The organism is Rhodococcus sp. NPDC080181, from assembly GCF_040702225.1.
Classification (GTDB): domain Bacteria; phylum Actinomycetota; class Actinomycetes; order Mycobacteriales; family Mycobacteriaceae; genus Rhodococcoides; species Rhodococcoides fascians.
In genome coordinates this window covers 65462-85844 of sequence record NZ_JBFBKN010000021.1, presented here as the reverse complement: position 1 = coordinate 85844, position 20383 = coordinate 65462, and the positions used below count along the sequence as shown (strand labels likewise).

25 protein-coding genes are annotated in these 20383 nt (G+C 63.0%); 6 read left to right on the top strand and 19 right to left on the bottom strand.

What is annotated here, in order from left to right:
• Window positions 1-289 precede the first annotated feature (289 nt).
• The 3 genes from AB0O58_RS21170 to AB0O58_RS21160 all read right to left on the bottom strand — a co-directional run bounded on the left by AB0O58_RS21170 (window position 290) and on the right by AB0O58_RS21160 (window position 1732).
• Complete coding sequence (locus AB0O58_RS21170) at window positions 290-1138, bottom strand: hypothetical protein (RefSeq protein ID WP_366238755.1); 849 nt, start codon at window positions 1136-1138, stop codon at window positions 290-292.
• An 86-nt stretch (window positions 1139-1224) separates the two neighbouring features.
• Window positions 1225-1389, bottom strand: a complete 165-nt coding sequence (locus AB0O58_RS21165) for a hypothetical protein (RefSeq protein WP_366238754.1) — start codon at window positions 1387-1389, stop codon at window positions 1225-1227.
• Window positions 1390-1519: 130 nt separating this feature from the next.
• Window positions 1520-1732, bottom strand: a complete 213-nt coding sequence (locus tag AB0O58_RS21160) for a hypothetical protein (RefSeq protein WP_366238753.1) — start codon at window positions 1730-1732, stop codon at window positions 1520-1522.
• A 952-nt stretch (window positions 1733-2684) separates the two neighbouring features.
• Between AB0O58_RS21160 and AB0O58_RS21155 the strand changes: the two genes are divergently transcribed.
• Window positions 2685-3053: an Lsr2 family protein gene (locus AB0O58_RS21155; protein ID WP_366238752.1), complete on the top strand. Its 369-nt coding sequence runs from the start codon at window positions 2685-2687 to the stop codon at window positions 3051-3053.
• A 149-nt stretch (window positions 3054-3202) separates the two neighbouring features.
• Here the strand turns inward: AB0O58_RS21155 and AB0O58_RS21150 are convergent, their stop codons facing one another.
• The 11 genes from AB0O58_RS21150 to AB0O58_RS21100 all read right to left on the bottom strand — a co-directional run bounded on the left by AB0O58_RS21150 (window position 3203) and on the right by AB0O58_RS21100 (window position 11532).
• Window positions 3203-4906, bottom strand: a complete 1704-nt coding sequence (locus AB0O58_RS21150; RefSeq protein ID WP_366238751.1) for a ParB N-terminal domain-containing protein — start codon at window positions 4904-4906, stop codon at window positions 3203-3205.
• A 99-nt stretch (window positions 4907-5005) separates the two neighbouring features.
• A complete protein-coding gene (locus AB0O58_RS21145; protein ID WP_366238750.1) occupies window positions 5006-5293 on the bottom strand; it encodes a hypothetical protein in 288 nt (95 codons plus the stop codon).
• 449 nt (window positions 5294-5742) lie between these two features.
• Window positions 5743-7059: a pentapeptide repeat-containing protein gene (locus tag AB0O58_RS21140; RefSeq protein ID WP_366238749.1), complete on the bottom strand. Its 1317-nt coding sequence runs from the start codon at window positions 7057-7059 to the stop codon at window positions 5743-5745.
• Complete coding sequence (locus tag AB0O58_RS21135) at window positions 7056-7214, bottom strand: hypothetical protein (RefSeq protein ID WP_366238748.1); 159 nt, start codon at window positions 7212-7214, stop codon at window positions 7056-7058. Before AB0O58_RS21135 ends, AB0O58_RS21140 begins: the two co-directional genes overlap by 4 nt.
• A gap of 77 nt (window positions 7215-7291) precedes the next feature.
• Complete coding sequence (locus AB0O58_RS21130; RefSeq protein WP_037154365.1) at window positions 7292-7597, bottom strand: hypothetical protein; 306 nt, start codon at window positions 7595-7597, stop codon at window positions 7292-7294.
• Window positions 7598-7795: 198 nt separating this feature from the next.
• Window positions 7796-8404 (bottom strand): hypothetical protein, encoded by a 609-nt coding sequence (locus tag AB0O58_RS21125; RefSeq protein ID WP_366238747.1) that lies wholly within the window; start codon window positions 8402-8404, stop codon window positions 7796-7798.
• A gap of 403 nt (window positions 8405-8807) precedes the next feature.
• Window positions 8808-8978, bottom strand: coding sequence for a hypothetical protein (locus AB0O58_RS21120; protein WP_165839653.1), 171 nt, complete (start codon window positions 8976-8978; stop codon window positions 8808-8810).
• Window positions 8975-9307: a hypothetical protein gene (locus AB0O58_RS21115; RefSeq protein WP_366238746.1), complete on the bottom strand. Its 333-nt coding sequence runs from the start codon at window positions 9305-9307 to the stop codon at window positions 8975-8977. The genes AB0O58_RS21120 and AB0O58_RS21115 overlap by 4 nt, the downstream gene beginning before the upstream one ends.
• Before the next feature lie 71 nt (window positions 9308-9378).
• Window positions 9379-9678: a hypothetical protein gene (locus tag AB0O58_RS21110; protein ID WP_366238745.1), complete on the bottom strand. Its 300-nt coding sequence runs from the start codon at window positions 9676-9678 to the stop codon at window positions 9379-9381.
• A gap of 62 nt (window positions 9679-9740) precedes the next feature.
• A complete protein-coding gene (locus tag AB0O58_RS21105; protein WP_366238744.1) occupies window positions 9741-9968 on the bottom strand; it encodes a hypothetical protein in 228 nt (75 codons plus the stop codon).
• Window positions 9969-10341: 373 nt separating this feature from the next.
• Complete coding sequence (locus tag AB0O58_RS21100; protein WP_366238743.1) at window positions 10342-11532, bottom strand: ArdC-like ssDNA-binding domain-containing protein; 1191 nt, start codon at window positions 11530-11532, stop codon at window positions 10342-10344.
• Between the two features lie 94 nt (window positions 11533-11626).
• Here AB0O58_RS21100 and AB0O58_RS21095 point away from each other — a divergent pair, with 94 nt between their 5' ends.
• From AB0O58_RS21095 to AB0O58_RS21080, 4 genes are all read left to right on the top strand, one after another.
• Complete coding sequence (locus AB0O58_RS21095) at window positions 11627-12358, top strand: hypothetical protein (protein ID WP_366238742.1); 732 nt, start codon at window positions 11627-11629, stop codon at window positions 12356-12358.
• A gap of 134 nt (window positions 12359-12492) precedes the next feature.
• Window positions 12493-13524: a hypothetical protein gene (locus AB0O58_RS21090; protein WP_366238741.1), complete on the top strand. Its 1032-nt coding sequence runs from the start codon at window positions 12493-12495 to the stop codon at window positions 13522-13524.
• 1197 nt (window positions 13525-14721) lie between these two features.
• Window positions 14722-15129: a hypothetical protein gene (locus AB0O58_RS21085; protein ID WP_366238740.1), complete on the top strand. Its 408-nt coding sequence runs from the start codon at window positions 14722-14724 to the stop codon at window positions 15127-15129.
• Entirely contained in the window at window positions 15129-15419 is a 291-nt protein-coding gene (locus AB0O58_RS21080) for a hypothetical protein (RefSeq protein WP_366238739.1), read from the top strand. Before AB0O58_RS21085 ends, AB0O58_RS21080 begins: the two co-directional genes overlap by 1 nt.
• A 12-nt stretch (window positions 15420-15431) precedes the next feature.
• Here the strand turns inward: AB0O58_RS21080 and AB0O58_RS21075 are convergent, their stop codons facing one another.
• From AB0O58_RS21075 to AB0O58_RS21055, 5 genes are all read right to left on the bottom strand, one after another.
• Entirely contained in the window at window positions 15432-15983 is a 552-nt protein-coding gene (locus AB0O58_RS21075) for a recombinase family protein (RefSeq protein ID WP_366238738.1), read from the bottom strand.
• 328 nt (window positions 15984-16311) lie between these two features.
• Complete coding sequence (locus AB0O58_RS21070) at window positions 16312-16515, bottom strand: helix-turn-helix domain-containing protein (protein ID WP_366238756.1); 204 nt, start codon at window positions 16513-16515, stop codon at window positions 16312-16314.
• A 125-nt stretch (window positions 16516-16640) separates the two neighbouring features.
• On the bottom strand, window positions 16641-17618 hold the full coding sequence (locus AB0O58_RS21065; RefSeq protein ID WP_366238737.1) for a hypothetical protein: 978 nt from the start codon (window positions 17616-17618) through the stop codon (window positions 16641-16643).
• A complete protein-coding gene (locus AB0O58_RS21060; protein ID WP_366238736.1) occupies window positions 17619-18281 on the bottom strand; it encodes a hypothetical protein in 663 nt (220 codons plus the stop codon).
• Window positions 18278-18769 carry a hypothetical protein gene (locus tag AB0O58_RS21055; protein WP_366238735.1) on the bottom strand — a complete coding sequence of 164 codons (492 nt, stop codon included), beginning with the start codon at window positions 18767-18769 and terminating at the stop codon, window positions 18278-18280. The genes AB0O58_RS21060 and AB0O58_RS21055 overlap by 4 nt, the downstream gene beginning before the upstream one ends.
• A 241-nt stretch (window positions 18770-19010) precedes the next feature.
• Here AB0O58_RS21055 and AB0O58_RS21050 point away from each other — a divergent pair, with 241 nt between their 5' ends.
• Window positions 19011-20258, top strand: a complete 1248-nt coding sequence (locus AB0O58_RS21050) for a Fic family protein (protein WP_366238734.1) — start codon at window positions 19011-19013, stop codon at window positions 20256-20258.
• The last annotated feature ends 125 nt before the right edge of the window (window positions 20259-20383 follow it).

Below are 20383 nucleotides of genomic sequence, written 5' to 3'. Positions count from 1 at the left end.
TCAACGCGTTCGCGATCACCTTCGAAGGACGCATCACCCCGAACGGAAACTAACCGACGCCAAGGTCGGATCCACCGTTAATCTGACACTCCCTCTGTCTCCGGTGTTCCCGGGTTCAACCCAGCGATTCGGGCGTGACAGGGAAATTGATCGGACGAACAGTGGCCAGAAGCGAAGCCCGTCTACAAGATGTTCACGTGCACCGATTTTGGTGGGTCCACGATGCGGCGGGCGGGTGGCTCGAAGGTGGTGGGCCAGGCGTCGAAGATGCCGGCCGCGCCGTCTGTGGTCATTGCGCGGCTGCGAGTGGTCGTCGGCCGGCGAGTTCGTCGGCGGGTGCGGGTGTCCAGCGCAGGCCTTGTTCACCGAAGCTCGGGGCGGTGAGGGTGTATCGGCCGGTGCGGTGCTGCGTTCCGCGTCCGTGGACGGTGGTGTCGAGGGTGATCGACCGGATACGGCCTCTCCCCTGCTCGATGCCGCCGTAACTGTGGACGGTCGATGCGATGGTGAGATCGATACCCGGCATGTGTCCGTCCGTCAGGATCAGAATGCTGCCGTGCCGACGATTCCTGGCAAGCAAAGCTCTTGCGCGCGTGGGTGGTACGTCACGGCCGTGCACGGTCGTCACGACCAGATCTACCCCGTCGAGACAGATCGACGCGGCGTCGAGAGGGTCCGTCGATCCTGGATTCACAAGATACACTTTTGCGAGATCGCCACCGTGTTCGTGGACAGCGAGCAAACTCAGCCTCGGTTGGCCGATGAGGGCGACGTGATGGCCGGCGGCGGACGCTTCGGCGATAGGGGCGATCATCATCGATCCGGCGCCGGTGACGGTGATGGCGGTTCCGCGGGCGAGGGCACCGCGTGGGAGCAGTTCGGCCAGTGGACGCGGCACGGGCATGGTCCGCAGGGTTTTGCCGCGTACAGCGGCGATGAGCGGTTCCGGATCGTCGTCGACGACCGGCGTGACCCGATCGAGGGGTTCGACCCGATCGGGTGCGGTGATGGTGGGCAGGTCGGCAAGCGCGTGGTCTCGTCGGCCACCGGGGACGGTGGCCATCCGGCGACGGAGGACGTCGAGCTGGGCGCTCTTGTCGAGTCCGGTGAGATCTTCGATCGCGTCGACGGTGGCCATGGGATCGACCTTTCGCCGTGCCGGTAGGAACTACCGCCAGAGTATCGAACATCCGTTCGAGTTGTCGAATGTGCTGGTGAGGTCGGTCAGCGGGGAACGGCGTGGCCGTCGAGGTCCGCCGAGGTGAAGGTCCAGGCGAGATGCCGGTACAGGCCCAGGGTGCGTTTGACCTGGTCGAGAGCTGTGACGACGGTCGGGTGGTCGGGGTCGTGGCCTTCGTCTCGGACGGCGGCTCGTTCGTCGTGGTCCATACCTGTTTGGACGCAGCCGGGCTCTCGTTGGTTCCGGCAACAGTCATTCGTGTGAATGACTGGACGAGCATGGAGTCCGACCAGACGGGACGGGTGGTGGCCCCGCCCGGGTGTGGGCGGGGCCGTCCGGCTAGAGCTTCAGTGGCTGGATCGGTTCGTCGGTGCGGTGTTTGCCGAGTAGGCATTCCCAGGTCCGGGTGTCGAGCTGCTCGGGTGCGAGGCGTTGCCCGAACTTCGTGGCGTGGTGGATGTCCGCGTGCAGGCCGCCCAGGTTGTGGGTGGCTGCGCGTGCGCCGCGATTGTAGGCGGCGGATGCGATGGCGGAGAGGCGATCTGGATACATGGCGAGGTCCTTTCGAGGCTCGGATGAGACGTAGCGATCTGGCATGACGAGGGTGGCCTGTCAACCCCGAAGAGCGGAGCGTGGGTTGACTGGTCGGGGTCCCCGGCATGTCAGACTCGGCGTCCTCGTACGACCCCCTTGGTGACCCATATGGGGCGACGCCGGAGGCGGCGAGGTCGTGCAGGTGCACGTGCGCTCCACACGGCTGCACGGCTCCGATTTTGGAGACAAAAAAGGGGTCCCGGCCCCGTGGTGGGACCGGGACCCCCGGGGGTCTGGTGCTCAGTGGGTGCACCAGAAGGACCCGACCGGGATGGCTGCTCCCGGCGCACCACCGGCAGGTGGTGTCGTGCTCGATCCGTCCGAGCACTCCCTCGGCCTCCTCGATGAGGATAGGCAGCTCTGCTGCGCTGGCGAGCGCGAGCGCTTCGGTGGCGCACCGCGCCGTGCGCGGATCCTCGGCGGGGAGCTGAGCGGCTTCGCCGATGAGCTCGGTGATGATCTGGTGATCGTTGAGCAATTCGTTGCTGTTCATGACAGGACACCTTCCAAAGGTTGGGATGAGACGTCCCCGATCGACATGACGAGGGTGGCCTGTCAACCCCGAAGAGGGAGCCTGCGACCGTGGGTTGACTGGTCGGGGTCCCCGGCATGTCAGACTCGGGCGACTCGTACGACCAAAATGGTGACCCATATGGGGCGGCCCCGGAGGGGACGTGCGGACGCGTTCACGCGTACGAATGCTGTTGCACTGCAACGCCTACGGTGTCTAGAAGGCCCACCCGCGCGCCAGCGGGATTGCTTCCTCTGTGCTCATTTGTCCGACTGCGGGAAATCGAATGCGGCTCGCGTTTTCGTGTCGATGAAGAATGCGGATATCGACGTTGGTTTATCCTTGAGAAGACGAATGCGATTGTGCATTGCGAATGTGTCGATGAAAGGTTTTCCGGCTGTGGCCAAACGAGTGACAACCCAATTGGTGGACGATATCGACGGGTCGGTCATCGACGACGAGTCCGGCGAGACGATCGAATTCGCGATCAACGGCGTCGAGTACTCGATCGACTTGAAAGCGAAGAACGCGAACGAGTTTCACAAGAAGCTCGACTACTACGTCGGGCATGCGACGCGGGTCGGTGGCCGCAAGCGTAAGCCCTCCCCCGCTGCCGCGTCGACCGCGACAGCGGCCGGCGGATCGGGCAAGCGTGATCCGGAGCAGACGCGGGCGATCCGGCAGTGGGCGTTCGACCAGGGTTACGAGATCAGCGAACGCGGCCGGATTCCGGCCAATATCGAAGAGGCGTACAACGCCGCACACTGACGGGCGGTGAGCCGCCCGCGTCGACGTGAGCGGGCACCGGTGGTGGTGCGCCGAGCGGGGGAGCTCGAGGGCGGCCGCAGGCCCCCTCGACCCGGGCCGGGGCCCCGGTGGCGGGCACCGTAGAGGTACACACCACCGGTCCCGATTCCTTACTCGGTGGACGCGGTGAGCTGGTCGTACGCCTGCTCGGGGGTGAGCGTTCCGGCTGCGGCCTGCTCGACCACGGTCAGCACGTGGCCGTGTTCGTCGAGAAAGCCCAGGTAGTTGTCCTGGTTACCCCAGGACGTGCGCCGCCACGAGTCGTTGCCCTTGCCACTCACGCGTGCTTCGTAGGCGGCGAGGATCTGCCCGAGCAGGATCACCTGCGCGCGGGTCTCGCTGGCCTTGTCGATCGTGGCGGCGAGCGCTCGCCGCGCGGCCTTGTCCGCGACACCGGGGTATCCGGCGCTGGGGCTAGTGTCGGCGGGCACGGTGACACCGAGCAGCTCTGCGAGGTACTGCGGCGCTTTGTTCTCGGTCAACAGTCCCGGCTCGTCGACGAGGGTCTCGGTGATCCACTTCCCTGCCCCCTTCGGCAGGGTCTTGCGGGTCAGGAACTTCGTCAGCCATTCCTTGCGGACGATCGTCGCGGCGGCGCTGGCCTTGTTCAGCGCGACGGTGCGCCGCCGAGCGGCCTTCTCGGCTTCCTTCTCCGCGAGCGCTGCCTGCGCTGCATTCTTCTCGCGTGCTTTCCTCTCGGCTGCGGCCTGGTCGTCGGCCTCGTCGGGTTCGCTCGACGCTGCGGCGAGGATCGGCCCGAGCTTCACACCGGCCGCATCGGGGTCGGCGGTGAAGTACTCCGGCACCCACACCTGAGCGATCGTGACGTCCTTGTGGTGGTGGTAGCCCTCGGTGGCAACAGCCTTCGGGGCTCCTTCGGTCGCCCAGTCGATCGATTCCGACTCGATCACCTCACCGGTGGCGGTGAGGGTGATCTGCTCACTCGGGGTCAACCACACTGCCCAGTGCTCGGCTGCGGCGTCGATGACGGCCTCGGTGATCGGGTCTCCGTCTGCGGTCACCAAGTCCTCAGCGGCGACGTAGGGGCTGTCGTAGAACGGCTCGTCTGCCAGGACGGTCATGCCCTTGTCCGCATACGGGGTACCGGCTTCGGCGCGGGCCTTGCGCTCTGCGCGGTCCGCGATCAACTCCTGCGCGACGGATCGGAACCGCGATCCGGCGTCGAGTAGTTCCTCGACCGCCTCGGTGTCGCCGTCGGCGTCGAACACCGCGACCACTGCGGCCTGCTCGAGGTCGAGCTGCCCGGCGTCGAGCGCCTCGCGGGCGGTCTGCGACCGACCCGCTGTCCCTGCGGCTTTGGCGGTGTCCCGGTTGTCGTACTGCATCGTCTTGGCGATCTTGGTAGCCGACAGACCCAGCTCGAACATCGCGGTCACGGCCTTCGCGCGTTGACCATCGGTCAGGGCGATGCGGCGGTCGTTGGTGCTCACCTGCTGCGTGAGGCGTTCGATCTCCTGGTCCTTGGCCTTGCTCGCAGTCGGCCGGATCAACACCGGCACCCTGTCGACCCCGGCTTCGAGAGCAGCGAGGGTGCGGACCTGGCCGTCGATGACCACGATGCGTTCCTCGTCGCGGCGCGCGAGGATCGGCACCAGCACACCGTGTTCGGTGATGGAGGCGACGACGGCGCGGAACTCGTCCGAATCGGTGTCGACCTCGTCGCGGACGTTCGGGCCGACCTCGAGGGCCGTGGGGTGCAGGCGGGCGAACTCCTCGCCCGCCCCCACCACCGGTGTGGTGCCGGTCGTGGGGGCTTCGGTTGCGGCGGTGGTGGTTTCGATGCTTGCGGTCATGGTGGTGTCTCTCCCTGGTAGATTCTTCGGTTGGAGACACCGGGCAGGTAAGAGCTGTCCGGTGTTTTCTTGTTTTCCGGGCCTGTACGGGCCGCGGGATTACTGCTGAGCGGTGGCTGCCTGGTGGTGGCCTGCCTGGCGTGCGGCGTGGATTTCGGCCTCACCGGCTCCGTTTTCGCGGGCGGTGCACGCCCAGAACGCGGCCCGCTCGAAGTGCGCGTCGACGGTGGTCGAGTTCGCATCCGCAGCGGCTCGGTTGACCTGCTCGGTGTAGGCGGTGACCTGCGCGAGTGCGTGGGTCTTGATCTGCTCGGGTACCTGACCGATCGCGGCCATGATCGCCGTGTGCAGTCCCACCGTCCTCGGTCCTGTGATGGTGTCGTGCATGTCGCTACGTCCCTTCTCAACTGGTGGCCTGGCCCTTTGCCCTGCCACGTTTTTTCGCCGTTTCTGGCGTGAGGAGAGAAACCAGCGCACGGGGACGACGGGGCAACCCCTCGTCTCGGACAGTTTTCGTGGGAGCGCAGCGACTGCTCGACGAAAAGTGTTCGGAGCCTTGGCCGTAGCGCAGCGGAGCGAGGGGTTGAGTCGGCGGGCACGGGTGATGGATGCTCGCCGGTAGCCAGAACCGGAGTGAAAAAATGTCTTTGCTCTTGTGAGTGCGGAGCGCAGCGGAGTTCAATTGGGTGGACACCGCAGGTGGCCGGCACCGCCGGCAGGCGGAATGCACGACTACCGGTCGACGCCGGCGGCGTGGCCACCTCCCGGCCGGGGACATGGACGAGGCGATTGTGCGGGAGCGACGGAGATTGACCGCGCTCGGTGTCGCGGTAGCGCTAGGGCGTCGGCTCCACAACGGTGGGTGGCCAGTCGTGTGGTTTGACGTTGTCCGGTTTGGTTCCTTCGGCGGCGTAGGGGACTTCGGTGTCCCAGTCGAAGTAGACGTTGTTCCACGCTCCCGGCGAGTTGAATAGCGTCTTCGTGCTGCGGAACTGCGCCTTGCCGAACGATGTCCACGCACCGTGGAACTGCGCCTTGCCGAACGACGTCTCCGTGCTGTGGAACTGCGTCTTTCTGAACGACGTCGACGCACCGTGGAACTGCGCCTCATCGAACGCCGTCCACGCATTGTGGAACTGCGCCTCACTGAACGACGCCTCACCGTGGAACTGCGCCTTGCCGAACGACGTCCACGCACCGTGGAACTGCGCCTCACCGAACGACGTCCAATCACCGTGGAACTGCGCCTCGCCGAACGACGTCCACATACCGTGGAACTGCGCCTCACCGAACAACGCGTCACCGTGGAACTGCGCCTCACCGAACAACGCGTCACCGTGGAACTGCGCCTTGCCGAACGACGTCCGATCACCGTGGAATTGCGCCTTGCTGAACGACGTCCGATCACCGTGGAACTGTGCCTCGTCGAACGTCGCCTCACCGTGGAACTGCGCCCTGCTGAACAACGCGTCACCGTGGAACTGCGCCTTGTCGAGGGTGGTTGTGCCGTAGAAACGGGCGTCGTTGAAGTCGGCGTTGTGGAAGTTTGCGCCGGTGAAGTCGTAGTTGTAGTTGCTCCAGTTGTGGTGGCGGTCGGGTTTCAGGTGGGTGGCGATGGTGCGGGTGATGGCTTCCCGGACCGTGAGGTCGTCGTGGGGGTGCTGGTAGGTGCGTTCGACGGTGGTGGCTGCGTCGACCGTGACGACGGTTTGGCGTAGGTGGGGGTCGTGGGTGGGTGGTACGTAAGGGCGGGTGAGGTAGCCGCAGAAGTAGTTGATGCAGGTTTGGGCGTCGGTGCTTCTGTTGCGGTCGATCCAGTCGTTGGTGAGTGCTTCGAGGGCATAGACCCCGGCGAGTCGGACTTCGGGAGAGGGGTCGGCAAATTGTGCTGTGGTGGTAACGAATCGCCGGCGTAGCTCTTGGATGTCGGCGAGCGTGTGGGTTGCTTTGTGGTGCCGATCTAGCTGCCTGCGACTGAGATAGCCGATGACGAAGGTTATGACTGCAGCGACGATGATTCCGACGCTGGCGAGAACAGTAGCGGCGGGTTGTGTGAGGTTGTCGAGGAACCACACGCCGATGCCTGTCGGGTCGGTTGATTCGACCTGCGCAACTGGAGTGGCCGGGGTGGGGGCCTGGGCGTGGAGGCTCACGGGGGTGACAGTAGCGGTTTGGCCGTAGTTTTCCTGGTGGAGTCATTGCCGGTTCCGTACTGCTGACCGAGGCCATGGCGGAGGGCGATTGCGCGGGCTGCCTGTTCGGCTATTTCGGCGGGTAGTGGCGGGCCGTCGAGGGTTCTGATTCGCATGACGTCGAGTGTGGCAGTGGGTACCGACAGAAATGTTCCCCTGCAACGCCTTTGGCACTGTTCTGGTAGCGCGAGTTCTAGAGGTAGAGCAGGTGGGTGGCGGTGCCGTCGAAGTGTTCGAGGTTGTCGAGGACGCCGGTGTAGTTGGCGGGTCGGCAGGCTCCGAGACTGACGATGAGAGCGCAGGCTCCGTCGATGGTGACGAGGTAGGTCGGCGGGGTGTTGGTGGGGCTGGCGTCCGCGTGGGCCTGTGCGTCGAGGAGGGCGTAGCGGACGGCGTCTGCGGCGGCGCGTTTCGCCGCGTCGAGGCTGGGTTCTGCTCCTGCTGCGGTGATGGTTTCGGGTCGGCGGTCGGGTCGGGTGGTGACGGTCCAGGTGATCATCGGTGGTGTGTTCCTTCGGGTGGGTGAGTCGACGCGTCTTGCGGGGGTTCGGCTTCCAGCATCGCGTACCGAGCGCCAGCGAGGTCCGCGATGCGCAGGCATTTTCCGGAATCTGGGGATAGAAGATCTGGCTGTGGATGGATGCGACACGGCCCCGGAACCCGTATCGGGTTCCGGGGCCGGAAGGGTGGGCCGGGGTCAGAGGCGTCGTCGCCAGGGTGCGGCCATGTCTTCCTGGTGTTCGCGTTCGGCGTCGTCGAATGCGTCGGTGAGGGTGGTCGGGTCGCTGAGGTACTGGTCGCCGTCGGTGAAGATCGCGACTGCCATGCGGTGGATGTTGCGGAGCTCGTCGAGCATGGTGACGTAGCCGAGGCGGTCGATGATGCGCCATGTGACCGGTCCCATGTGGACCTCGACCCAGTGCATGGTGCGTCGCCGTGCGGGTACGTACTGCTCGCGTGGGGTGACGGCGGTCTCCGGTGGCGCGATCCAGACGACGGACATAGCGGCGCGGGCGTAGTCGTCGCCCGGTCCCCCGGGCTGGGGTGCCTGATTGTCGATGCGGCCGATGAGGGTGCGGGCGTCGGCCAGTCCGGCGATGAACGCGTGGACGGCGGCGGCGGAGCGGAAGGTCATCATCAGGCGGCCCATGGTGACGATCATCTGGGCGTCGTCGGTGGCGGCGGCGTGGACGTTGACCACGGCTTTCTGGCGTCCGACGATGGTGGCGGTGGTGTGGGTGACCACTGCGCCGTAGTTGTCGGTGTCGGTGCTGCTGTGGGCTTTCTGGGCGGTGGTCTTCGACATCTCGCGCTCCCCTGCTCAACGTAGCGAACCTCGGTGGCCCGCCAATTTTTTTGCCGTTCTGGCAGAGGAGAGTTGGACCGGTATGAGGGGGCCGGAGTGCAATGGTCGGGCCGGAAAGTTTTCAGCCGGAGGCGTCTGTGAAAAGTTTTCGGAGCCCTTCGGGCCGGGAGCGCAGCGGACGCCGGCGGTTGCGCGGAGGTCACCGCCGGTCAAAATCGGAAGGCCAGAAGGGAAATCAAGAATTCTTTTCACAGGACGGAGCGCAGCGGAGTTCGATGCGGTGGACGCCCGCAGGGTGGCCCGGTCCGACACGAGCCTCCGGCCCTTCCCTGCGCAACGGACAAGGCCCGCCCCCCCGGTGCGTCGGGGTGCGGGCCTTGTCGGTCTGCGGCTGGTGCCTGTGTCAGGTCAGCTCGGCGGGTGGGGTGGTCGGGCGCCCTTCGGCGGTGTCACGGAGCCACTGCGGTACCTCGCGGCCGGTGCGTTCGCGGAGCGCGATCGAGGCGCGGGCTGCTGCGGCGGCGACTCGAGGGCGCTCGGCGGGGCGGTCGGTGCGCTTTTCGGTCGTGGTCATCGTGGGTCCTCCTGCTCGTTCTGGTTCTCAGTGTCCTCGGTTTGGTCTTGGTCCGCCAGTGCGCGTCGGGCTGCAGCTCGGTCGGAGACTGCCAGCAGGACGTCCTGCTCGGTTCGGGTGATCAGGGCGGAGTCGGTGACGGTGGCGTAGATGTCCCATCCGAGTTCGGCTTCGGTGTCGTTGTCGCTGGTGGTGCGTTCGAGGCACCAGGTGATCCGTTGCCAGGCTTGGGCGCGTTTGTCGGCCACGGTGCGTTGGCGGACGGTCAGGGCGACGCCGACGACGGCGAGGACGCCGACGATCAGGGTGACCCAGGCTTGTGCGGGCATCAGGGGCGTTCCTTCCAGGTGGCGGTGGGGTTGGTGGCCCCGGCGCCGGGATACGGCACCGGGGCGGTGGGTTACCGGCGTGAGGTTCCGCGGACGATGTCGCCTTCGATGTAGGTGAATCCGTCTCCGCGGCCGTCACGGAGCGCGAAGTGGTAGTCCGCTTGGATCCAGACGGTAGCGAAGTGTCCGGCGTCGGTGAGTGTGCCGAGTAGGTCTCGGTCGGCCCCGTTCGGGAAGAACGCCACTCCGGACGAGGGCGGGTAGTAGCGGTTGAGGGTGTCGATCAGGGTTTCGACGCTGCGGCATTCGGCGGCCGCGTCGAGGGCCTTGTCGTAGATGGTCCAGTAGTCGTCGGTGTCGTTGGCGGTCATGGCTTGTTCTCCTCGGTCTGGTCGGTCGGCTGGGGTGTGGTGAGCGGGCCGGGTCAGTAGTCCTAGTCCCAGTGCTCGCCTGCGTAGGTGGGGTCGAAGTCGGCGGGTGCGTGGACCGGGTAGCGGCGTCGAAGGTCGTCCTCGAGGTCGAGGCGGTCCTGCCAGTGCTTGTCACACCTCGGATGCGCTACCCCGGTTCCGGACAGTGCGTCCCGGTATTCGACGTCGCCGGTGCAATCGGGTCCGTCCGCAATGCAGGTAACGGTCTCGGTGTTCGTGGTCTCGGTCATAACTGTTGCTGCCCTTCGGAACTCGTGCCGGGTCGGTCTTGCGTCCTCCCCCACGTTTTTTCGCCGTTTCTGGCGTGAGGAGAGAAGTCAGCGCACGGGGACGACGGGGCAACCCCTCGGCCGGACAGTTTTCGTGGGAGCGCAGCGAGCACGTGACGAAAAGTGTTCGGAGCCTTGGCCGTAGCGCAGCGGAGCGAGGGGTTGAGGCGGCGGGCACGGGTGATGGATGCTCGCCGGTAGCCAGAACCGCTGTGAAAAAACGTCTCTGTGCTCTTCCACGGTGCGGAGCGCAGCGGAGCTCGATTCGGCGGACACCGCAGGTGGCCTGATCCGCCCGGCCGGAACATTTTGGCCGGCGGACCCTCCCCGCCCCCTATGCGGCTTCCCCGGTCCCGGTGTCCTCGCTGTCGTCCGACTCGGCGGCGGCGCTCTCGTCGAGGGCGTCGGCCAGCTCGTGGACTGCGGTCAGTACTGCTTTCGCGGTGGCGGTGACCTGCTCGAGGTCTCCTGCTGCCCATCCGGCGATGTAGCCGACGCTGTAGGCGCTGGTGTCGAGCCCGAGCATCCCGGCCAGGACGTAGGCGACGGATTCGGCTTCGACTTCCATGCGGCCCCGGTGCAGGTCTTTGCGGGCTTCGGGGCCGATGAGGTCGGGTGCGTGCATGATCGCGTGCGCGGCCTCGTGGATCATCGTTTTCGCGGCCGCTGCGGGTTCTAGGGCGGCGTCGACGACGATCCGGTGGGAGCCGTCGGTGGTGGTGTAGCCGTTCGCGCTGCTGGTGATCGCCTCGCGGGTGACGGTCCAGCCGCGCCCGGTCATGATCGCGGCGACGCGGTCGTAGATCGCGTCCGGATCGGCGCCGGTGAGGAGCTGGGCGATTTCTTCGGGCTGGGGGTGTCCCTCGATCGGGTCGGTTTGGGAGTGGTCGAACACCGACAGGATCGGGAACGTGGGCACCTTGCGGGTTTCTTCGTCGCCGGTGTCGGGATCGGTCTCGGTGACGGTGCGGGAGCTGTAGCCGTAGATCCGGATCGCTTTCTCGCCCTTGCGTACTTGCCGTCCGCGTTGCTGCCAGGCACGGAATCCGGCGACCTGCGTTGCCTCTGGTTTCTGACTGAGGATCAACAGGACGTTGTTGAAGCTGTATGAGTGGAACGAGACCACGTGGTCGAGGTAGGCGCGCCAGGTGTCGGAGCTGGTCAGCTCGGCTACCTTGTCGGTGATCGAGGTGTGCAGTGATGCCGCGAGCTCGCGGCGTGCTTCGGCCTTGTCCGCTGCGCAGCGGAGCGAGGGGTTGAGGCGGCGGGCACGGGTGATGCAGGATCGCCGGGAGCCAGATGTGCGACAAGAAATCGAATGCTCTTTCGCGGTGCGGAGCGCAGCGGAGCTCGGTTCAGGGACGCCCGCAGGGTGGCCGGCACCGCCGGCAGGCGGAACACCCGATCGCTCGTCGACGCCGCCGACGTGGCCACTTCGCGGCCGCGGAGCTCGCAACGTGATTGTGCGGGAGCGACGGAGACCGGCAACGCTCGGTGTCGCGGCAGCGCTGGTTGGTAGAGACAAGCCTGAGTTGAGCACCGCTCCGACATCGCTTTATGGGTTTGCTAGTGCAGCTACTCTGGTTGGACTACACCATGATCGAGTTAGGGGCCTTGTCTTGGCGTCTTCCGTGTGCGACCGCTGGGCTGCCGCCGACAAGGCGGTTCGCTTGACTCCGGGTTTCCGATTTCAGGTGGGACTCGACGTGGTTGGTTCTATGCAGGAAGTGTTGGAACGCAACGCTTATGAGCTGCGGGCGCATTTGTATGTCGAGGACTTCACGAATATCAGCGAGAAGATGACAGATGAGTTCGTTCAGGAGACTGTGCGGTTGTTGATCAACTACTGCTCGGCTCGGTCGGCGTTGGTAGATACTACCCGGGCACACATCGTGAAATTGTGCGAGAAGGTCGGCGGCGAGCCAGCTCGGTGGGCAAAGGACGAGTACGCCAAAGAGACGGAGTTGCACTTCGATAAGCCGGAGTACAAGTTCCTGCAGGACCTTCGAAACTACTGCTGCCACTACAGGGTTCCGACGTTGAATGCCTCCGTCAAATGGCCTGTCGGCGAAGGCTCCGGCGATCTGCGGCACGAAGTGACGCTCATGGCGGAACCCATGTTGAAGTGGTCCAAATGGTCGTCACCAGCGCGGGCCTACATCGAGCAGAACATCGCTGAAGGTATTGCGGTGGTTCCGTTGGTTTCGGCGTACCAGGACGATGTCCTTGCGTTCTACGATTGGTTGCCCGCCGACGCATTTAGAGCCTTCACTGACGAGCGGCTGGCGACGGCTCGGCAGTGGCAAGAGGTTCAGGACCTCAAGGAGGCGTGCCTGTCGAGCCGGCGCTGATCTGCTGGGCCCGTGAGCTGGCAAATCGGGCCGAATCGAGCATCGTCTCGTGTCCGCTCCCCAGCGCGACCCACAATAACTTCTATATATGGCGTCACGGATGCGGTGAAACGTAATTTTGCGATACTCGACGTATGGACCAGGCCGAATACGTCGCTCTCGCTGTGGAGCGCGTGCGGGCTGTCCTTGCGGACCACCACGCGGTGGTTCATTCCGAGTTGGAGAGCCGGATCGCCGAGGCCAATTGGGCGGGTTCGGCCGGCAACGTCGACCCTCACCACATCACTACAGCGTTGCAGCAGCTGAAGCGCGATGAGGCGATCGTCTGGGAGGAAGGACGGGCAACCCGCGGTGGCAAGCAGATTGCCACCATTCAGCCCGTTGACCGGCGTCGACGGGCGACGAAGATTGACCGGTCGGCTGCCAGGAAGCGGTTGCTGTACTCGCGGTATCAGGGCTGGGCACAAGGCACTAGACGATATCCGCAGGGATTGATCGGCCCAGCCGGAGAGACCGCCGTACGACTCGCTGTGATTCAGTCCGGCGCGCTGCAGCCCGCGGTTCCTGGTGCCGGAGAGGCATCGACACTGTTGGGCGTGCAGCTCAGCGGGCCAGTCGATAGTGCGGGGTTCATGGTGCCATTGAAAAATGGACTTCCTATGTCCCCGGTGACGGTGCTCATCGAGGTCAAGAACATTCGCGGCTGGATCTATCCCAGTTCCGCTGAGCTGTACCAGCTACTCGGTAAGGCAAGCCGGCTACAGAATAGCCGTCCTGACCAGCTCATCCTACCGATCCTGGTGTGCAGGAAAACCCACCCTACGACTTACTGGATGGCCAAGCAGCTCGGGTTTTTCGTGATCGAGACCGGACGTCAGTTTGCTGGCGATGTCGACGAGGATGCATTGCTCGAGGTTCGGAACGAGCTTCACTTCAATGACCTGTTCAAAGGAGCCGATCCGAGTGTGCGGGTGCGGGATCGGTTGAGCAAAACCATCCCCAAATACTCTTCGGCTGCCGCTGAACAGTGGCGCGAGACGAGCGCAGAATTGGAGGCGACCTTCAGCAGTCTTGGTCGAAAGCGCCTGTCCAACAGCACGAGAAGGATCATGACGAACCGTCTGCGCGAACAGAGTGCAGAGCTGGGGCACCCTGGGGGCTGGTGAAGCCCTGACCAACCGTTCCGACGAGCATCGAGACCGCCGACGCGGGTCGTTAGCTTGCTCGGCCATGACAGCAGCGCCAGGCGTCCTGCGCACTGCGGTTTCCGACCGTGCCGACATTTACCGATCCGTCTCGTCGGGTGCGCCATCGTCCTCGCGAACCCGGCATCTGTTCTTTGAGATCGCGAGCGCCGCTGAATAACAGGTTCCGCATGAAAATTGTTCTGACATCGCGACCCGATCAGCGCTTCCCCATTTCACGACACGCCGAGAAAATGCGCCTGTGGAGCAATCAGAGGCCTTTTAGGGGTGTCATCGTGCCCATGCTGTCGCAGCCACCCAGTAGTATGGGGTTGTGGTTCTGAACGCGACATCTTGTGGTTCGCAGCGTCGGCACCACGTAGTTTCAATTGAATAGAGAAAGTGGATCGGCGGGACGAACCTCCCGCCCTCTTGGCCCCCAAGGCGCGAGAACGCGCCCCACCTTCGGCAGTCCCCATGGGGTACTGCCCTCCCGATCGGACAGTCCGTCGGGAGCAACAGGAAAGGGGGCGGTGATGGCTTCCACGCCTGATCCACCTGAAGAACCGAGGCCTTCGCGGGCCGAGAGCGTTGCGACTGCGTTTACGCAGGGTGCGATGTGTATGCGAGGGGTAGCAATGCTGCTTGTATACGGCAACAGCTCGACCACCGTGTTACTGGTGATCGAGCTGCTGGCTCTAGGACTCCAGTTGGCTGCTAGCTTGACCCGCCGGCGCTGACAAGAGGAGACCTCGGGCAAGGGGCGGCTATCTGGGTGTGACAGCACCTCGGTAGTCGCCCTTTGTGGGCTTGTGTCCACTGTTTGCCTAAGTCCAACTGTAGACGGACTTACGCATCATTACAATCACAACCATCCATCAATCCCCAGCTCAGAGTTCAGATACCGTGCGCTGCGCTTCTCGTGCATCATGCAACTTCGGTGGATGAAGCTCGGCCGGTGCGATTTGTGGACACCGTCAGGTGGCCTGATCTGGCCTGGCCGGAGCATTCGGCCGGCAGGCGGAACGCATCATGCTTGTCGCCGCCGGGGCGTCACCACCTCCCGGCCGTAGAAACACTACGCGGGAGCGACGGAGGCCGACCCCGCTCGGTGTCGCGGTAGCGCGGCTAAGTGCACGCTTTGCCATCACCGCTCGCACACAGGATCTAAGATGAACTGTGGTCGAACACATGCAGGGGGTTGTCAAGCGAACGACATCGAACCCCAGAACAATTCTTGCCTTTTGGGGTGTCGCATTGTCGGTGATTGTATCCGGCACGGTTGGCACCGTAGGCTTTTTGGCATCATCAGAGTCAAAGTACCTTGTGTTGCCAACTTTAATATTTGGCGGAACCCTAATAGTTGCGATCATCGTTGGACTATTTGTCTTATGTATTGTAAAGCCGCAACGGCTAATGCTAGGCCAAATATCGGGTACAGAATATGTCGCAATCGAGCAGCGCATCTACGGAGATAGCGAGAACGGCGAGTTTGTCGGTGGCCTTGCTGTCGCACCACTACCTGCGGGAACGCGCACTGAGAACACCATCGGCGAGGTCGAGGAAGAAGAAGAGGAGGAGGAGTGATGGCGGCACCCAACTTCGTCGTAATATGCAGCGTAACTGACGCTAATCGCCAAAAAGAAGTCCACAAGCGAATCAAAACACTCAGCCGTAAGTGGTGGCATCACGTTGACAATGTGTGGATCGTAGAGTCCGACCTGCCTATCAGCGAGTTTCGCCGTAAGGCGAGTGAAGATTTAGAGACGACAGATTCGCTTCTGGTGCTGGCGTTGAAGGCAACTTCCGGGTCCCGATGGTCTCAGCGCGGGTTTGACTCCTCCTGGTTCAGGAAGGCCTTCACCAAGCCGGAATGAGCAAGACTCATTTTACTGCTGGAAGTGACGATAGAGAGTACGCTTACTGACTCCTAGGACGTCTGCGATGTCTCCGATTGTGTTGCCTTGGTTGCGCATTCGGGTTGCCTCCCGCTTTTTGGTGACAGTGAGCGCGGGTGGGCGGCCGCCGACTTTGCCTCGTTCACGGGCTGCGGCGAGGCCTGCTTGTGTGCGCTCACGGAGTAGTTGGCGCTCGAAGCTGGCGAGGGCACCGAAGATGTGGAAGACGAGTTCCCCACCGGCGGTTGTGGTGTCGATTTGTTCGGTGACGGATGCGAAGGCCACTCCCCTGGCTTTGAGGTCTGCGATGAGCTCGATGAGGTGCGGGAGGTTGCGGCCGAGTCGGTCGAGTCGCCAGACGGTGAGCACATCACCGGGTAGAAGGATCTCGAGCAGTTCGGTCAGTGCCGGCCGGGTAGTGGTGGATCCGCTGGCGGTGTCGGTGAAGATGCGTTCGCAGCCGAAGGAGCTCAGAGCGTCGCTCTGTAGATCGAGGTTTTGTTCGGCGGTCGAGACCCTGGCGTATCCGTATTTGTGGCCCACAATCGTCTACTGTGCCACAACTCGTCAAGTTGGATGTTTTGACATGCAGGGGTTTCGCGTACGTTTTTGGCACCACCTGGCGGCTGGTCGACGGATCGGCTGATTCGTCGATCAAGGGGGGTGACAGAAACGATCGCTTCTGTCACGGTCGCTACCAATCGCCGGAGCGCGACGCCCCGAGCGGGGATCAGACCCATCACGCGCGCCTCGCCCTGCACCCCGCTCAGAGGGGCACCGCACATACGCCCGGCGCTAACGCTCTGTGGCTCGAACTACAGGCAGCTTTAGATGCTCGTTTCCGACCCGGTAAGCAGATCTACGCACTGAATCATTCGGGAGTGACGCGCTTGAGCTTCGTCGGCGACTGCTCGGGGCTACTCCCCCGCAGCCATGCGTCGAGATCGTCGCGATGGATCCGCCACGTCCCCTTCGGATGTGTGTTTTGCATGCTCCGGAGCTCGCCTGTGTGGAGCGCGCGATAGACCAGTGCGCGCCCACTGCGAGCATAGGTGGCAGACTCCTGAACCGTCATCCATGGTGTGTCCATGGTGTGTCCATGGTGTGTCCATGCTGGCCAAGATGCACCACGTTGCTGGCGTCAGCAACTGGCGGAGTCTTGTACAGCGTGCTGGTGTTCAGTTCTATTTGGCCACGGACCTAACGCGCGTGATGCCTCAGAACCTTCTTTGCCTTGTCAAGGAAGTCATCCCGCCCGGGTGTAGGCCAGGCTCCGTCGCTCGCGTACGCAGACATGAGTGCGGGCAGCACCTCATAAATGGCATCATCAACCAATGAGGGGCCGAGCAAGTCGCGCTTGATTCGGTTCTTGTAGAAGGACTTTCCAACCACAACCTGGAAGCTCCCGTCCCCGTGGAGGTCGATTTCCAGAGTCAGGTCCAGGGGCTTGTATTGGACGGCGAACTGTGACGGGCCGAGCTTCCCGGACTGTTCCAACACGTAGGTGGCGACAGCCGCGCGGTCCACGTGCGCACCGGAACTGAGGTTTGCGGGCCGTTTCAGGCCGTCTTCCGACGACAGGGTGCGGACTACTTCAACCTTGAGATCACCACTGAGTTGCGCGATGCCGTTGTATCGATGCACCAGCCACATGTAGAAGTCACTGTCTACGACGAACTGAACGTTGTCCATCTGCACGACGGACGCCGGATCGATAGCCGCGAACGTGTTTCTAAGGCCGTCCCTAACGTATCTTGCAATTTCATCCTGGGAACGCGTTGTGAAGATGCCGGCGTACTGACCGGGTGCCGCCGTCTCCCCTATGACGAGGTCTACCGCACTGAAGACGTGGTACTCGCTTGGACTGCCAGGCGTTTTGCCAATTCTCGTGTACATTTTGCGCGTGGCCGGGTCGGCTGCATCCCAGTAGTAACGCCCTTTCAGTCGACGAGGAAGCCCACCGCTGGCCGCCAGTACCTTCGGCGCGTTGATCTGTGGGCGATACGCCGTGATCTTCCTGAGCGGAGAGGCATCATCGGCGATACTGCCCCAACCGGTCGAAGGCACCTGCCCGGAATACAGGTGCGATTGCAGGCCGTTTGCTAGGGCATCGAGTTTGAATTTCGACCTGATTACCACTGGGCTGCAGTACAGCTGCCCCTCAACCAAGTTCGACATTCAGACTCTCCTTAACTGAAACTGTTTAACGGGGGACGAGATTGGCATGAGAAAAGATGCCAGCCAGCCAGGAATTCCGTTGACTTCGACTGAGTATCCGCATTGGGGATAGGCCACGGAGCTACTTCCCGGATACGCCTCAATGCTGATCTCCAGCCAACTGGCTTCAGCGCCCACGGGAAACATGTAGATCTCGAAATGCACTTCCCGCGGGGAAGCGACACGAGCACCGGACTGTGACGACCCAGACATCTCCTGGACGAACATTGCCGTCTGGTCTGGATCAAATCTCACCTTGACCACTGCGCCTTTTTTTAGGCACCACTGCTGCATTCGCCTGGCCAGTTGGGATGTGCCCGCGAACTTCACCTTTAGTTCGTACACTCGGATTCGTCCAAGGTTGCTGGCCGGATAATCGAGCTGGACCATCGGCCCCGCAGTTTCGGTTCGCTGGTAGACCCAGTCCACCTCCAGCGTGGGTCTCTCAAGGAACCGCCCGCTTGCCACGTGAATCACTGCAGAAGTCACGCCGATGCCAATTACGTATTTGAGGATAAGGCCCAGGTTCCCATGATCCGCGAGGACGTCATCCAATACCGGCTCGAAGAGAAGGAACAGTCCGAAGGCGGCGGCGACCTGCAGACTGGCCCAGAATTCCTTCACACCAGCCCAACAAGCTCTGACGTCGTCTGCAGACTCGACTTCACGAGCGGCGTGCTGTCATTGTCGTGCACCGTGACCCATCCGTTTCGCCGCAGGGTGACTCGCCCCCCACCGCTATCGAGTCGCATCTCGACGGCAATAACGTGCACGTAACGCGCGTCAGTGCGGAAATACGCGACGACATCCTCGGCAGAGCCGTCGTGTAGCAGATCGAGAGCGTCCTCAACGACCCCGTCTACAACGTTCGGGTCCGTGAGGACCCTCAGATTCCCGTCCGCAAGCTCAAGATCAGTTGCCGAAAAACCGCTACCACGGAGTACCGCCGCAAAACGCAGAAGCATCTCGGTCCCGAGACGCAGTGGCAAGCCCCGAGCCGACGCCTCAACCTCCGCGAACGCATTGGAAGACAGTCCTTCGCCGGGTTCGACCCACTCCAGCGTGCGCGATCCGCCCTCCGGCGCGCGCGCAAGAATCTGTTTGGTGGCCACGCTTAATAGTGCATCAGACAGGCCTCGATCGTGTATACGGAAGATCACAAACTGAGTCCAGTTTTCTTTGGATGACCTGGGGAGACCATCTGGAGCAGCAGACGCCGACCGACTGCGCGACTGCCGTTCCAAGGCCCGGGCAGAAGCGGCGCGGTAGGTGGACGATGAAATGGACGAATAACACCCCAAGTAATGAGAACCCGCTGTTCAGGCGGTCGATATTCGCGCTAGTATTCGGCGTATGACTCGGCCAGAGCAGCACCCGTATATCAGTTTCGAGATCGACACGAAGCGAATCACTCCGGCCATGTGGCTGGCGCTCGGCGAGGCGATGAGCAAGTGCCAACACCTTGCGGGTGTGCCACTGAAGCCCGCTAGGGCTGCCGAGATGAGTTCTGTCTACCTGGCGCGCGGCGTCCAAGCCACGACAGCCATCGAAGGCAACACTCTCAGCGAGAAGGAGGTCAAACAGATCGTTGCTATGGGCACGGCTCACGTGGGAAAGTCACGCCAGTACCAGGAACGGGAAGTTCAGAACGTCTTGGGAGCGATCGCGGAGACTGATGAAGCTCTGCGCGCCGGGGAGAAACTGCCGGTTACCCGCGCGCGCCTGGAAAGCCTGAATGCCCAAATTCTCGATGGCATCCCCGATGAACCCGAGGTCGTACCGGGCATGCTTCGTCGACACAATGTCAGCGCCGGCCGGTACTTAGCGCCTCACTATGATGATGTACCTGGTCTGATTAATCGGTTCGTGCAGTGGCTAACCGACCTTCGCGGACAAGTGGCCCCGGACGCTCCCGTGCAAGACCGATTCGTCAACGCGGTCCTGGCTGCGATGCTTGCACACCTCTACATCGCCTGGATCCACCCATTCGGCAACGGAAACGGCAGGTTGGCGAGACTGATCGAGGTGCAGATCCTCTCCGAATCCGGCGTCGTTCCGATCGTCGCGACCAACCTCCTGTCGGACCACTACAACAAGACTCGGGATCACGGCTACTACCGCGCACTGGATGCAGCACAGGGCGATGTGTTCGACTTCGTTCGCTACGCCCTTGACGGGTTCCTCGACGAATTGCGCGAGCAGATCGAGGTCGTTAAAGCCGAGAACGTCCAGATCCACTGGGAAAGCTACGTCTACGAGGTGTTCCGAACCATGCCAGACACTGAGACCCGCACACGACAGCGCGAACTCGCGCTCGTCATGCCGGAAGAGCGCTGGATCACCGCGAAAGAGGCGACAGACCTGAACACCCAACTCGCACGGCTCTACGCCCGGGTCGGCGAGCGAACCCCAACCCGAGATCTGAATGATCTGACGAGGCTCGATCTGGTGATCAAGGTTGGGCGTAAATACCGCGCGAAACGTGGTGTGATTCAAGCGTTCATTCCTCCGACTTGGGAAGCGCCGGCGACGCCGCCTCTGATGGAAGAGCTGCTCGCTGACACGCCACCAAACCCTGAGCCCACCTTATTCGACGAGTAACCGCAATGCGACGAAGCCCGCAGGCACCGTTCCACGGGTACCTGCGGGCTGTCGTTTCGGCGCTGAGGGGTACAGGAAGGTGCCTGAACCCTCCTTGGCTACCACACGGAACCGCCACAACACTC

What these genes read in the sequence shown, in the direction of transcription:
- AB0O58_RS21120 (WP_165839653.1), bottom strand. Translation starts at nt 8,978, where the DNA reads ATGACCACGACCGAAAAGCGCACCGACCGCCCCGCCGAGCGCCCTCGA.
- AB0O58_RS21105 (WP_366238744.1), bottom strand. Translation starts at nt 9,968, where the DNA reads ATGACCGAGACCACGAACACCGAGACCGTTACCTGCATTGCGGACGGA.
- AB0O58_RS21080 (WP_366238739.1), top strand. Translation starts at nt 15,129, where the DNA reads ATGGCGGCACCCAACTTCGTCGTAATATGCAGCGTAACTGACGCTAAT.
- AB0O58_RS21115 (WP_366238746.1), bottom strand. Translation starts at nt 9,307, where the DNA reads ATGCCCGCACAAGCCTGGGTCACCCTGATCGTCGGCGTCCTCGCCGTC.
- AB0O58_RS21050 (WP_366238734.1), top strand. Translation starts at nt 19,011, where the DNA reads ATGACTCGGCCAGAGCAGCACCCGTATATCAGTTTCGAGATCGACACG.
- AB0O58_RS21145 (WP_366238750.1), bottom strand. Translation starts at nt 5,293, where the DNA reads ATGCACGACACCATCACAGGACCGAGGACGGTGGGACTGCACACGGCG.
- AB0O58_RS21070 (WP_366238756.1), bottom strand. Translation starts at nt 16,515, where the DNA reads ATGACGGTTCAGGAGTCTGCCACCTATGCTCGCAGTGGGCGCGCACTG.
- AB0O58_RS21165 (WP_366238754.1), bottom strand. Translation starts at nt 1,389, where the DNA reads ATGGACCACGACGAACGAGCCGCCGTCCGAGACGAAGGCCACGACCCC.
- AB0O58_RS21170 (WP_366238755.1), bottom strand. Translation starts at nt 1,138, where the DNA reads ATGGCCACCGTCGACGCGATCGAAGATCTCACCGGACTCGACAAGAGC.
- AB0O58_RS21065 (WP_366238737.1), bottom strand. Translation starts at nt 17,618, where the DNA reads ATGTCGAACTTGGTTGAGGGGCAGCTGTACTGCAGCCCAGTGGTAATC.
- AB0O58_RS21125 (WP_366238747.1), bottom strand. Translation starts at nt 8,404, where the DNA reads ATGTCGAAGACCACCGCCCAGAAAGCCCACAGCAGCACCGACACCGAC.
- AB0O58_RS21090 (WP_366238741.1), top strand. Translation starts at nt 12,493, where the DNA reads ATGGACCAGGCCGAATACGTCGCTCTCGCTGTGGAGCGCGTGCGGGCT.
- AB0O58_RS21160 (WP_366238753.1), bottom strand. Translation starts at nt 1,732, where the DNA reads ATGTATCCAGATCGCCTCTCCGCCATCGCATCCGCCGCCTACAATCGC.
- AB0O58_RS21135 (WP_366238748.1), bottom strand. Translation starts at nt 7,214, where the DNA reads ATGCGAATCAGAACCCTCGACGGCCCGCCACTACCCGCCGAAATAGCC.
- AB0O58_RS21150 (WP_366238751.1), bottom strand. Translation starts at nt 4,906, where the DNA reads ATGACCGCAAGCATCGAAACCACCACCGCCGCAACCGAAGCCCCCACG.
- AB0O58_RS21110 (WP_366238745.1), bottom strand. Translation starts at nt 9,678, where the DNA reads ATGACCGCCAACGACACCGACGACTACTGGACCATCTACGACAAGGCC.
- AB0O58_RS21130 (WP_037154365.1), bottom strand. Translation starts at nt 7,597, where the DNA reads ATGATCACCTGGACCGTCACCACCCGACCCGACCGCCGACCCGAAACC.